12 protein-coding genes are annotated in these 12748 nt (G+C 65.5%); 9 read left to right on the top strand and 3 right to left on the bottom strand.

Annotated elements, in window-relative coordinates:
- Positions 1–5 precede the first annotated feature (5 nt).
- Positions 6–1040 carry a peptidase U32 family protein gene (locus tag O3301_RS18585; RefSeq protein WP_289916171.1) on the bottom strand — a complete coding sequence of 345 codons (1035 nt, stop codon included), beginning with the start codon at positions 1038–1040 and terminating at the stop codon, positions 6–8.
- Between the two features lie 165 nt (positions 1041–1205).
- On the opposite strand from O3301_RS18585, the gene O3301_RS18580 reads away from it, so the two are divergent.
- The 7 genes from O3301_RS18580 to O3301_RS18550 all read left to right on the top strand — a co-directional run bounded on the left by O3301_RS18580 (position 1206) and on the right by O3301_RS18550 (position 10226).
- Complete coding sequence (locus O3301_RS18580; protein ID WP_305057109.1) at positions 1206–1616, top strand: hypothetical protein; 411 nt, start codon at positions 1206–1208, stop codon at positions 1614–1616.
- A 122-nt stretch (positions 1617–1738) separates the two neighbouring features.
- Complete coding sequence (locus O3301_RS18575) at positions 1739–3487, top strand: ribonucleoside triphosphate reductase (protein WP_289915923.1); 1749 nt, start codon at positions 1739–1741, stop codon at positions 3485–3487.
- Positions 3484–3684: an anaerobic ribonucleoside-triphosphate reductase gene (nrdD, locus tag O3301_RS18570; protein WP_092712624.1), complete on the top strand. Its 201-nt coding sequence runs from the start codon at positions 3484–3486 to the stop codon at positions 3682–3684. The genes O3301_RS18575 and nrdD overlap by 4 nt, the downstream gene beginning before the upstream one ends.
- Positions 3674–4381 (top strand): anaerobic ribonucleoside-triphosphate reductase activating protein, encoded by a 708-nt coding sequence (locus O3301_RS18565; protein WP_305057108.1) that lies wholly within the window; start codon positions 3674–3676, stop codon positions 4379–4381. The genes nrdD and O3301_RS18565 overlap by 11 nt, the downstream gene beginning before the upstream one ends.
- 148 nt (positions 4382–4529) lie before the next feature.
- Positions 4530–8585, top strand: a complete 4056-nt coding sequence (locus O3301_RS18560) for a Pls/PosA family non-ribosomal peptide synthetase (protein ID WP_305057107.1) — start codon at positions 4530–4532, stop codon at positions 8583–8585.
- Between the two features lie 21 nt (positions 8586–8606).
- Entirely contained in the window at positions 8607–9122 is a 516-nt protein-coding gene (locus O3301_RS18555; RefSeq protein ID WP_305057106.1) for a 4'-phosphopantetheinyl transferase superfamily protein, read from the top strand.
- A 198-nt stretch (positions 9123–9320) separates the two neighbouring features.
- Entirely contained in the window at positions 9321–10226 is a 906-nt protein-coding gene (locus O3301_RS18550) for a LysR family transcriptional regulator (RefSeq protein ID WP_305057105.1), read from the top strand.
- Here the strand turns inward: O3301_RS18550 and O3301_RS18545 are convergent.
- On the bottom strand, positions 10223–10900 hold the full coding sequence (locus O3301_RS18545; protein WP_305057104.1) for a phosphoribosylanthranilate isomerase: 678 nt from the start codon (positions 10898–10900) through the stop codon (positions 10223–10225). The two genes, O3301_RS18550 and O3301_RS18545, sit on opposite strands and share 4 nt — an antisense overlap.
- A 125-nt stretch (positions 10901–11025) precedes the next feature.
- On the opposite strand from O3301_RS18545, the gene O3301_RS18540 reads away from it, so the two are divergent.
- Together O3301_RS18540 and O3301_RS18535 are read left to right on the top strand one after the other, a co-directional pair.
- Positions 11026–11253: a protein L gene (locus tag O3301_RS18540; protein ID WP_099664633.1), complete on the top strand. Its 228-nt coding sequence runs from the start codon at positions 11026–11028 to the stop codon at positions 11251–11253.
- Between the two features lie 62 nt (positions 11254–11315).
- A complete protein-coding gene (locus O3301_RS18535) occupies positions 11316–11720 on the top strand; it encodes a hypothetical protein (protein ID WP_305057103.1) in 405 nt (134 codons plus the stop codon).
- Here the strand turns inward: O3301_RS18535 and O3301_RS18530 are convergent.
- Positions 11717–12745, bottom strand: a complete 1029-nt coding sequence (locus tag O3301_RS18530; protein WP_305057102.1) for an RNA methyltransferase — start codon at positions 12743–12745, stop codon at positions 11717–11719. The two genes, O3301_RS18535 and O3301_RS18530, sit on opposite strands and share 4 nt — an antisense overlap.
- Positions 12746–12748: the final 3 nt, after the last annotated feature.

The raw sequence follows: 12748 nt of genomic DNA, 5'->3' as shown, positions 1-12748 counted from the left end.
ATCCTCTATTTCCAAGATCTGTGGTAAGCGCCCAAGGTGTGCTGCTGGCCTTCGGCCAGCTTGTCCATGGCCGCCATCCAGCCCGGCTTGACGGCGTAGCGCGCATTGCCTTCGCGGCAGGCGTCGATCGCTTCGCGCCACACACGCGTGACCTGTGCCACGTACGCGGGGCTGCGCTGGCGCCCTTCGATCTTCACGGCGCGCACGCCCATGGCGATCAGTTGCGGCAGCAGCGCCAAGGTGTTCAGGCTGGCCGGTTCCTCGATGGCGTAATACTCTTCGTCGTTGACTTCGAAACGCCCCTTGCACAGGGTGGGATAGCTGGCGTTTTCGCCGGGCGCATAGCGGTCGATCAGCACACCGTTCAGGCGCGATTCGAGCCCGTTCGGCGTTTCCAGCCAGCGCACGGATTTCGCCGGCGAGCACACGCCGTGGGTGTTCGGCGCCTCGCCCGTCGCATACGACGACAGTGCGCAGCGCCCTTCGACCATCACGCACAGGCTGCCGAAGCCGAACACCTCGATCTCGACTTCCGTCTTGGCGATCAGTTGCTCCACCTGCGCCATCGACAGCACGCGCGGCAGCACGGCGCGGGCGATGCCAAAGTGTTCATGGTAAAAATTGATGGCTTCGTAGTTGGTGGCCGAACCTTGCACGGACAGGTGCAGGCGCAGCTGCGGCTGGTGCTGGGCCGCATACGCCATCAGGCCCGGATCGGCCACGATCATGGCGTCGATGCCGGCATCGGCGGCGCGGTCGATGGCGCTGCGCCACACGGCCCAGTTGTGCGGCTGCGGATAGGTGTTCAGCGCCAGCAGCACCTTGCGTCCATATTGGTGGGCGTAGCGCACGCCCTCGGCGATGGCCTTCTCGTCGAAATTGAGGCCGGCGAAATTGCGCGCATTGGTGGCATCGCGAAAACCCAGATAAACGGTGTCGGCGCCATTGTCGATGGCCGCTTTCAAGGCTGGCAGGCTGCCGGCGGGGCAGACCAGTTCCAGCGGTCCGGCCACGCGGGTGGCGGTGGTTGATTCAAGCATCATGGTGTTCACAGTCCTGTATCGGCTCAGGGTGCAGACTATAGCCCCGCCCAGGCTGCCCAGTCCTTGACGCAGGTGAAGGAATGCATGCATGGCTGGCGCGCGTTCAACTTGCTTGACCTGGCTGTAAAATGCCCTCCTTTTCTCCCTCTTCGATTGCCCGCCATGCCCCGCAAACCGCTGCTGATCTTCCTGCTCACCCTGTTCCTCACCGTGCTGCAGGTGCAGTGGGCCGCCCCCACGGAAGGCTACGACGCCGAGGCGCTCTCCGTGCTGTCGCCCGAAGTGCTGGGCGCGTATCCGGGCGTGCTGCTGCTGTTCCTGCAAGCCGTCTTCGCGCGCCGCGCCATGCCCGTGACGCGCCAGGCCGCCATCTGCACGGGACTGCTGGCCGTCTACTGGCTGCTGGCGAACTACGTCACGTTCGACGCGCGCGTGGCCAGCTGGAGCACCTTCTCGGCGCGGGAAATCTGGGCGCACGTGCTGCCCGCCTCCGTCCTCAGCATCGCCGTCTGCGGCGCCGCCTACTTTGCCGCGAGCGCCTTCATCCTGCGCCAGGGCCGCGCGAAAAAGTAAACGGGGCGCTTTTTTCACCTGCATCAAGGATTCGTCATGCCACTGCACGCGCCCTTTGACGCCACTATATTTAGTGATTAATCTCCATAAAAACACCGCATGTTGTGTTTATTGGAGGTTTCATGACGACGAATGCAGTTTCCCCCACACGCGGCCAGGTCGATGTCGCCGCGTCCATCAATGAATACCTGGACCGGCGCGACTGGCGTGTCAACGCCAACGCCAACCAGGGTTACTCGCTGGGCGGCCTGATACTCAATGTGTCGGGCAAGGTCATCGCCAACTACTGGCTGGACCAGGTCTATCCGCCGGAAGTGGGCGCGGCGCACCGCGAAGCGGCGCTGCACATCCACGACCTCGACATGCTGGCCGGCTATTGCGCCGGCTGGTCGCTGCGCACCCTGCTGCACGAAGGCTTGAATGGCGTGCCGGGCAAGATCGAGTCCGGTCCGCCGAAACACATGTCGAGCGCCATCGGCCAGATCGTCAATTTTCTCGGCACGCTGCAAAACGAGTGGGCCGGCGCGCAGGCGTTCAGCTCCTTCGACACCTATATGGCGCCCTACATCCGCAAGGACAGCCTGCGCTACGAAGACGTGCGCCAGTACATGCAGGAACTGATCTTCAACCTCAACGTTCCCTCGCGCTGGGGCACACAGACGCCGTTCACCAACCTCACCTTCGACTGGGTCTGCCCGGACGACCTGCGCGAGCAGATTCCCGTCATCGCCGGCCAGGAGATGGACTTCAGCTATGGCGAGCTGCAGGCCGAGATGGACATGATCAACCGCGCCTACATCGAGATCATGATGGCGGGCGACGCCAAGGGCCGGGTCTTCACCTTCCCCATTCCCACCTATAACATCACCGAGGATTTCGACTGGCATAGCGAGAATGCCGAACGTCTGTTCGAAATGACGGCCCGCTACGGCCTGCCCTACTTCCAGAATTTCATCAATTCGGAACTCAAGCCGAACATGATCCGCTCCATGTGCTGCCGATTGCAACTGGACTTGCGCGAACTGCTGAAACGGGGCAATGGCCTGTTCGGTTCCGCCGAGCAGACGGGTTCCCTGGGCGTGGTGACGATCAACTGCGCGCGCCTGGGCCACCTGTGGCGCGGCGACGAGCCAGCCCTGATGGCCGACCTGGACCGCCTGCTGGAGCTGGGCAAGACCAGCCTGGAAATCAAGCGCCGCACCATCGAGGAATTGATGCAGCAAGGCCTGTTCCCCTACACGAAACGCTATCTGGGCACCCTGCGCAATCACTTTTCCACCCTGGGCGTGAACGGCATCAACGAGATGATCCGCAATTTCAGCGGCGACGCCTGGGACATCACGACGCCAGAAGGCCACGCGCTGGCCGTACGCCTGCTCGACCACGTGCGCGCCCGCATGGTGGCCTTCCAGGAAGAGACGGGCCATATGTACAACCTGGAAGCGACGCCAGCCGAAGGCACGACGTACCGTTTCGCCCGCGAAGACCGCAAGCGCTTTCCCGCCATCCTGCAGGCGGGCACCGCCGACAACCCGTACTACACGAACTCGTCGCAGCTGCCCGTGGGCCACACGGACGACCCGTTCGAGGCGCTGGAATTACAGGATGTGCTGCAGCGCAAATACACGGGCGGCACGGTGCTGCACCTGTACATGACGGAAGCACTGTCCGACGCGAACGCCTGCCGCGAACTGGTGAAACGCGCGCTGAGCCGCTTTTCGCTGCCCTACATCACCGTCACGCCCACGTTTTCCATCTGCCCGCGCCACGGCTACCTGGCCGGCAAGCATGAATTCTGCCCCACCTGCGATGCGGAACTGATCGCCCGCAAACAATCCGATCTTGCTCACCCACTCAAGGAAACGCCATGAATGCACGTCCCGACTTCACTCCCGCCATCACCCTGCTCGATACGGAACGCCAGCGCTGCGAAATCTGGACCCGCGTGATGGGCTACCACCGCCCCGTCGCCTCGTTCAACATCGGCAAGCAGGGCGAATTCCACGAGCGCCAGTATTTTACGGAAGCGAGCGCCCGGGTTGGCCAGCCCGCCTGCCATGGCGGCTGAATTGAAGGTGGGCGGCCTGACGCCCTTTTCCGCCACCGACTATCCCGGCAAGCTGGCGGCGGTGGTGTTCGTGCAGGGCTGTCCCTGGCGTTGCGGCTATTGCCACAATCCGCACCTGCAGGCGCGCACGCCGGAAGGCGCCATGCCGTGGCAAGACGTCCTGACCTGGCTGCGCCGCAGAACGGGCCTGGTCGACGCCGTCGTCTTCAGCGGCGGCGAGGCGTGCATGGATCGGGCGCTGGGGCGGGCCATGCAAGACGTCAGGGAACTGGGTTTCGGCATCGGCCTGCACACGGCCTGCATCTATCCGCAGCGCCTGCAGGAAGTGCTGCCCCTGGTCGACTGGGTGGGTTTCGACATCAAGGCGCCGTTTGCCGACTATCGACATGTGACCCGCGTGGCCGACAGCGGCGACCCGGCGCGCGCCTGCCTGGACGCCATCCTCGCCAGCGGCGTCGCCTACGAATGCCGCACCACCACCCATCCGGACCTGCTGCCGGACGAGCAGCTGCTGGCCCTGGCCGCCACCCTAGCCGCCAAAGGCGTCGATAACTACGTGCTGCAGCAATTCCGCGCCGAAGGCTGCGCGGATGCGGCGCTGTCCGGGCGCCCCCTGCACGGCTATCCGGCGGCGCGCACGGTAGCGCAAATCGGCGCCATGTTTCCCCGTTTTACATTCCGTAATCATGGCAGTTGAGCCGACAAGCACATTATTTCGGAAAGCCCCGCAAAATTCCCCGTTCTGCAACGCTGAAATGTCTTGCGTGCTGTAATGTATCAACTGTGCTGCGTACCACGCGCAGCCCGTCAGATTCCTCACACCGCATTACAGATAAGCGTCATCCATGAACGATTTCACCGCAGCCAGCCCAGGCACCCCTTCCACCCATGCCGACATCCTGTACGGCCCGCCGCGACCGGATCTGCTGCGCGAGGAAGTGCTGGCCGACCTGCTGGAAGCGACGGCCCGCCGCTGCCCGCAGCAAATCGCCCTGATCGATGGCGCGCGCCGCATCACGTATGCGGAGCTCGATGCCCAGGCGGGCCTGGCGGCGTCGCGCCTGGTGGCGGCCGGCGTCAAGCCGGGCGACATCGTGGGCCTGTGGCTGCCGCGCGGCGCCCATTTGCTGCTGATGCAGGCGGCCATCGCCAAGGCGGGCGCCGCCTGGCTGCCCGTCGATGAAGACACGCCCGTCGAGCGCCTGCAAGTGTGCCTCGATGACGCCAATGGCGCCGGCGTCGTCAGCTGCGCGCATTTCGCGCCACGCCTGGCGGAGGCCAGCGTGGGCCGCCCCGTGTGGACGGCGGAAAGCCTGCTGGCGCCCGCCGCGCCGGGCGAAGTGCTGCCCGCGCGCGGCGCCGTGCTGCCTGAACACCCGGCGTACGTGATCTACACGTCCGGCTCCACGGGAAAACCGAAGGGTATCCTGATCAATCAACGCAGCATCTGCCACTTCCTGCGCAGCGAAAACGCCGTGCTGGAAGTGACGCAGGACGACACCGTCTACCAGGGCTTTTCCGTCGCCTTCGACATGTCATTCGAGGAAATCTGGATCGCCTACCTGGTGGGCGCCACCCTGTGGCTGGGACCCAAGGATATCTCGGGCGACCCGGAAGCCTTGCCCCGCGCCCTGGCAGAGAACAAGGTCACCGTTCTGCACGCGGTGCCGACCCTGCTGGCCCTGTTCGCCGAGGAAGTACCGAGCCTGCGCCTGATCAACCTGGGCGGCGAGATGTGCCCGGAGTCGCTGGTCGAACGCTGGTCGCGTCCGGGCCGCGCCATGTTCAACACCTATGGCCCTACGGAGGCCACCGTCTCGTGCAGCCTGGCGCGCCTGCGGCCCGGCGAACCGGTCACCATCGGCACGCCGCTGCCCAACTATGGCTTGCTGGTGCTGCAGGTGGCCGAAGCGGGAGAAAACCGTCCCCTGGCCCTGCTGCCTCGCGGCGAGACGGGAGAATTGTGCATCATCGGCCCCGGCCTGGCCGAGGGTTACCTGGGCCGGCCCGACCTGACGGTGGAAAAATTCCTGCCCAATCCCTGGGCGACCAGCGACGATGACGCGCGCCTGTACCGCACGGGTGACCTGGCGCGCATCGATGCGGACGGCCAGGTGCTGTGCCTGGGCCGCGCCGACGACCAGGTGAAAATTCGCGGCTTCCGCGTGGAGCTGGGCGAGATCGAAGCCGTGCTGGCGCAGCAGGCGGGCGTGGGCACGGTGGCAGTATTGCTGCGCAAGGACGACGGCATCGACCAGCTGGTGGCGTATATCGTCGGCAGCGACGAGGCGCCCGAGGACGCCCTGGCGGCGAAAACCCTGCGCACTGCCCTGAACCTGCATTTGCCGCCGTATATGGTGCCGGGCCGCTTTGAATTGCTGCCGCTGATGCCGCGCCTCACTTCCGGCAAGATCGACCGGAAAGCATTAAAGGCCATGCCATTGGCCACGCCGCCCGCAGGCGAGGCGGGCGAATCGGACGTGCCGGAAACGCCGGCCGAAGCGGCCCTGTTCGCGGCGCTGGCCAAGCTGTTTCCTGGCCAGGCGATCTTGCGCCAGCTGGATTTTTTCAGCGACCTCGGTGGCCATTCCTTCCTGGCTGCGCGCCTCGCATCCGCCCTGCGCGCCGATCCGGCCTACGCCCACATGACGGTGCGCGACATTTACCAGAACCGGCAGATCGGCAAGATCGCCGCCGTGCTGGGTGAAGCGCCTGCGCTGGCCACCCCGGAAGCGGAATGGACGCCGCCATCGACCTGGAAGCGCTGGCTGTGCGGCGCCGCGCAGGCGGCGGCCGTGCCTGGCCTCGTCACCCTGCGCATGGCGCAGTGGATGGCGCCCTTCTTCACTTACCACTTCTTCACGGGCGACACGGGCGATACGGTGCCGCGCGCCATCGCTGCCTCGATCGGCGTATTCCTGCTGGCGACGCTGGCCGAATTTGCCATTGCGATTGCCGGCAAGTGGCTGATCGCCGGGCGCCTGAAGCCGGGCAGCTATCCGCTGTGGGGCGTCACCTACTACCGCTGGTGGCTGGCAGACCGCCTGGTCGAATCGGCGCCCGCCTACCTGCTCAGCGGCTCGTCCCTGAACAGCTGGTGGCTGCGCGCGCTGGGCGCCAAGGTGGGCAAGGAAGTTGTCATCGGCTCGATGACCCTGCGCGCGCCTGACCTGCTGGCCATCGGCGACAACGTCAGCGTGGGCAATGCCGTCAACTTTGAAAACGCCAGGGTCGAGCGGGGCCGCCTGTTGCTGGGCCAGATCCGCATCGGCGACGATGCCTGCATCAGCTCTTACGCTATCCTGGAAGGCAATACCAGCGTGGGCGCGTTTGGCCACCTGGAGGGACAATCGGCGCTGGCCGATGGCGCAGCGGTACCTGCCGGCAGGGTCTGGACTGGCTCGCCCGCGCGCGATATCGGCCCGTTTGACGTGGCCAGCCAGCCGCCGCGCCCCGCCGTCTCGCGCCTGCGCCTGACGGGCGAAACCCTGTTCTTCTGCTTTGGCATGGTCCTCATCGCCGTGCTGTTCTTCATGCCCGTCTTCCCCAGCTTCGTGCTGATCGACTGGTTCGACGAGCGCGAAATGATGCCGTGGCTGCAGGGACGCGACGTGACGACCCAGCTGGCCCGCTACTTCCTGCTGGCCTTCCCCGCCAGCGCCGTGCTGATCGTGCTCACGGCCCTGCTGTCGGCCGCCATCCGCTGGGGCGCGCTGCCGCGCCTCAAGCCGGGCAGCTCGCCCGTGCACAGCAATATCTATTGCGCCAAGTGGCTGGTCAGCCATATCCAGGAATCGAGCCTGAACGTGCTGCACGGTATTTACGCCACCGTCTACGCGCCGTACTGGTACCGCCTGCTGGGCGCCAAGGTGGGCAAGGGCGCCGAGATTTCCACGGCGCTGGGCGTGGTGCCCGACATGCTGACCCTGGGCGACGACACCTTCATCGCCGACGCCGTCATGCTGGGCGACGAACAGATCGACGGCGGCTGGATGACCATGCGCCCCACCGTCATCTCGCACCGCAGCTTCGTCGGCAACGGCAGCTATATCCCGGATGGCACCGTGCTGCCCGAACACGTGCTGATCGGCGTGCACACGCATGCGCCATGCAATGAGCAGATGCACAGCGGCGACACCTGGCTGGGCTCCCCGCCCATGCACCTGCCCGCGCGTGAACAGGTCAGCGGCTTTGCCGAGCACCTGACGTTCAAGCCATCGCTATTGCGCCGCCTGGGCCGCAGCCTGATCGAAGCATTCCGCATCGTCGCGCCGCACGCGGTGGTGATCGCCGTCGGCTATACCCTGGTGCTGGACGTGATGCCGATCGCGGGCGCCGGGCGCTGGGGCGAAGTGGTCAGCGACCTGGCCATCGCCGGCCTGGCCTACGGCATCGGCAATTTTTTGGTGGTGGTGCTGTTCAAGTGGCTGCTGCTGGGACGCTACCGCAAACACGCGGCGCCCATGTGGACGCCATTCGTGTGGATTTCCGAAGGCGTGACGAATCTGTACGAAGGCATCGCCGTACCCAACTTCATGCGCTACCTGCGCGGCACGCCGTGGCTGCCTCTTGCCTTCCGCCTGTTCGGCTGCAAGATCGGCCGCGGCGTCTACATGGACACGACGGACATCACGGAATTCGACTGCGTGCACATCGGCGACTACAGCGAATTGAACGCCCTCACCTGCCCGCAAACGCATCTGTTCGAAGACCGCGTGATGAAGATCGACCACGTGGACATCGGCCAGCGCGTCTACATGGGTCCGCGCAGCTCCGTGCTGTACAGCGCCAAGGTGGGCGACAATGCGCGCCTGGGACCGTTGACCCTGGTGATGAAGGGCGAGCACATCCCCGCCGGCAGCAACTGGGCGGGCTGCCCGGCCGCGCCGCTGCGCAGCTGATCGCAGTCGATGAATCGTACGGTGCTCTGGTCTGGAAACGGCGTGCTGGTGATCGGCATCGCCGCCGTGCTGCCGCGCGCCGAGGCCCGCTTGCGCATCCGCGCCGCCGTGCGCGAGGCGCTAGCCCAGTGGCTGAAGCTGGACATCGAGGCGATTTCGGTGGAGTCGACACCTGGCCAGGCCCCGCGCCTGCTGCTGGCCGGCCGCCCAGCGGGTTTGTCATTGACCCATGACGAGGGCATCTCGCTGGCCGCCGTCCATCTGCACGGCCCTGTCGGCCTTGACGTGATGCGGGTGCAGGCTATTGCCGACTGGTGCAATCTGGCGCGCGATTACCTGGGGCCGCAGGTGACACAGGAGCTGGCTTCATTGCCCGATGCTCAACGCCCCTTGGCCCTGGCGCAAGCGTGGACGGCGCGCGAGGCGGCACTCAAGTGCGCGGGCTTGCCGCTGGCGGAATGGGACGGAGCTGCGCCAGCTTGCCGCCTGCAGCCTTTGAGCTTGGCGGCTCCGTATGTGGCGACCCTGGCATACTAGTCTTCCTTGCCCTCGGCCGCCGCGCCGATCTGGACGAAAATCAGTTTTACAATAATACTGACGAGCAGTCCCAGCACCCCGATCAATTCCAGCATGGCCATTCCTTTGCAGTGACAGCAGACCAGGCCACTGTAACGCGAACCCCGGGGCCAGGCTAATATCAAATCAGGCAGTCTACGATCTCAAAAAGGCATACGATTGATTTCCATCAGACAGTTCCGCTATTTTGTCGAAGTCGTCGATGCGGGCAGCTACTCGCGCGCGGCGGAAAAATTATATATCGCGCAATCGGCCCTGAGCCGGCAGATCAAGGAGCTGGAGGGCGAGGTGCAGGCGCTGCTGCTGACGCGCGACGCGCGCCATATCGAACTGACGCCTGCGGGACAGGTCTTTTATGAGCGGGCCAAACGCATCCTCGAAGATATCGACGAAACCGTGCGCCAGACGCGCCATGTGGGACAAGGGGCGCAAGGCATCATCCGCCTGCTGCATTCGAGTTCCGTCACCCTCACGCCCGCCATCGGCGCCGTACTGAACCGCCTGCTGGCGCAGTTCCCCGGCGTTTCGCTGGATATCTCCAAGGGATCGTCGGAAAACCAGGCGGCAGACATCGAGGAAGGCCGCGCCGACCTGGGCCTCGTGCGCCTGCCCACCCTGCGCAAGCACGCCAACATCGTCGTACGCGAACTGTACGCGGAAAAGCTGGTGGTGGCCGTGTCAGCGATGTCGCCATTGGCCGCGCTGGAACGCACGACGATCGCCGCCCTGCGCGACGAAGCCTTCGTCTCGATCCCGCACAAGGACCGGGGAGGCCTCAGCTACCTGGTGGCGGGCCTGTGCCTGGCGCAGGGATTCTTCCCGAAGGCGGCGCGCGCCCTGTCGCGCAAGACTTCACAGCTGAACCTGATCGAAGCGAACATGGGCATCGCCATCGTCCCGGACAGCATGCGCCTGGTGGCGCCGCCCGGCGTGCGTTTTATCGCCCTGCCGGACGAGGAATCGCATTCCATCGTGGGATTGATCTCGCCGCGCGCGGCCAGCGGCATGGTGGCCGCGTTCACGGAAGCATTCGTGCGCGAGATGGCCAAGCTGCCGGCCGATTAGCCTTCCGCATACAGCGCCGCATCCGCGTCGCGCACGGCCGCCATCAGCAAGGCCAGCTTCATGACATCGAGCTTGCCGTCCGTGCGCACGCGCGAGCACAGGTCGATGCCGTAGGGGCGTACCTGGCGCAGCGCATCGGCTACGTTGGTGGCGTCCAGCCCGCCGGCCAGGAAGACGGGACGGGGGCTGGCGCGCACGAAGCGCGCGCTGACAGACCAGTCGTGCGTACGGCCCGTGCCGCCCAGTTCAGGCACGGCAGCGCCGGGACGGCCCGAGTCGAGCAAAAACGCATGGACGTGGGGCGCATAGGCGGGGATCAGCGCCAAAGCCTCGGGCCCCTCCACGTGGATCACCTGCACGCGCCGCACGTGCGGCAGCAAGCGCGCCAGTTCGGCCACCTCGCCCGGGTCGATATGCCCGACGATCTGCACGGTGGACGGCTGCGTGGCGCGCACGTGCTCGGCGATGGCTGGCGCCGTCGTCTCGGACGTCAGCAGGAACGTGGCCACGGGCGGCGGCGTCCAGGCGGCGATTTGCGCGATGCGCGCATCGGGAATCGGGCCAGGGCCGGACGGCATGGCCGCCACCAGGCCCAGCGCGTCGGCGCCGGCGGCAATGGCCAGTTGCGCTTCGTCGATGGAAGCGATACAGCAAATCTTGATGCGGGTTCTCATGGCCTGGCGTGTTCAATCGGGATGATCAACATTACAACACAGGGCGGCGCGCGCGCCAAGACACGCGGTCAAGCCCACGCGCGATTGTGTGCCAGAATGGGGCCTGCCCACTTCCCGAGGAATCCATGGCCGACTACAAGAACCCCAGCTATGTGGCCCGCTCCATGCACCCGCGTTTCGATGAACTGACGTCACCGGGCGACGCCGTGCCGTATTCGGGCATCTACCGCTGCGACGGCTGCGCGCACGAAATCGTCTCCACGGAAGGCCACGTCATGCCGCCGCAAAATCACCATCAGCACAACAGCGAGCAGGGGCCGATCCGCTGGCGCCTGATCGTCAGCCCGCGCTGATTGACAGGCGCCAGGTGGCGGACGATACTTGATTTATCCGGGATCGCCATTGGAAGCCGCGTATGCGCATCGTCGACTTTGAAATCCGCAAGGAGTGCCCGCCGCAGTTGTGCGACTGCGAACGCGAGCGCCTGCTCGACGATGCGCAGGCGGACCTTGCCATCCTGCGCCTGAACCTGACGGAAGAAAAGCGCCTGCTGGCGCATATCGAGGGCATCGCCACCCATGCGCAGTTGCGGAATCTGCAGCAGCGCTTGCGCGACAACCTGGGCGTGGAATTGCAGATTACACCGGGCAGCGGCGAAGTGCGCACCGTGCGCGGTTTCCAGATCCGTCTGCTGGAGCGGCCCGGCCTGTGCCGCAAGACGCGCGCCGCCATTCCGGCCGCCGTACGCCGCTGCCTGGCTGCGCATCCTGAAATCGCCTTTGCGATCCTGAATGAAAACGACTTGCTGGGTGGTGTCTAGACGCCGGCGCGGATGGGAATGACCCTGCCCTTCGCTTCGCGCGCCCGCAACTGTCCGCAGCCGCCCTCCACGTCCTGCCCGGCCGAATCGCGCAATTTGGTCAGCACCCCGCGCGCGTGCAGGGCGGCGGCGATCGCCCGTGCCTTTTCCCAGCTGGGGCGCTGGAACGGCAAGTCGGCTATGGTGTTATACGGGATCATGTTCAGCACCGCATATTTCCCCTTCAAGAGTTCAACGATGCCGTCCATCTCGTCTTCGCCATCGTTGACGCCTTCCATCAAGGTCCACTGGTACTGCACCGGGTAGCCGGTCAGGCGCGCATACGATTCGCCGAAGTCCACCAGTTCCTGCGGGGTGAGCCTGGGCGCGCGCGGCAGCAGCTGTTCGCGCAGCGCAGGCTTGGTGGTATGCAGGGACAGGGCCAGCGCCGGCTTGACGCGACCTTGCGGCAGGCGCTCGAAGGCGCGCGGGTCGCCCACGGTGGAAAACACGAGGTTCTTGTGGCCGATATTGCCCTCGGTGCCCAGCAGGTCGATCGCTTCCATCACGTTGTTCAGGTTATGCGCCGGTTCGCCCATGCCCATGAAGACGACTTTTTTCACGGGGCGCAAGGTGCGCGCCAGCACCACTTGGGCGACAATTTCTCCACTGGTCACCTGCCGGATCAAGCCGTCTCGGCCCGTCATGCAGAACTGACAGCCGACGGCGCAACCGACCTGGCTGGACACGCACAAGCCATCGCGCGGCAGCAGCACGCTTTCCACCGTCTGGCCATCGTGCAGCCCCACCAGCAGGCGCGCGGAACCGTCGGCGCCCGGGTGCGTGCTGAGCAATTTCAGCATGCCCTGCAATTCCAGGTCGAGCGCGGGCAAGGCCTCGCGCACGGGCAGCGGCAAAAAATCTTCGGCGCGGCGCCGGCCCTGATCGTGCGGCTGCGCCTGTATCCAGTCGCGCAGCACGCGCTGTTCGTGCAGGGGCTTGGCGCCCAGGGCGCGCAGGCGCTGGCGGAGATGATCGATTTGCATGGA

The sequence above is a fragment of the Janthinobacterium sp. SUN211 genome, from assembly GCF_030587315.1.
Classification (GTDB): Bacteria; Pseudomonadota; Gammaproteobacteria; order Burkholderiales; family Burkholderiaceae_D; genus Janthinobacterium; species Janthinobacterium kumbetense.
Note: the sequence above shows the minus strand (reverse complement) of the source record. Positions and strands in the feature narration are given on the sequence as shown.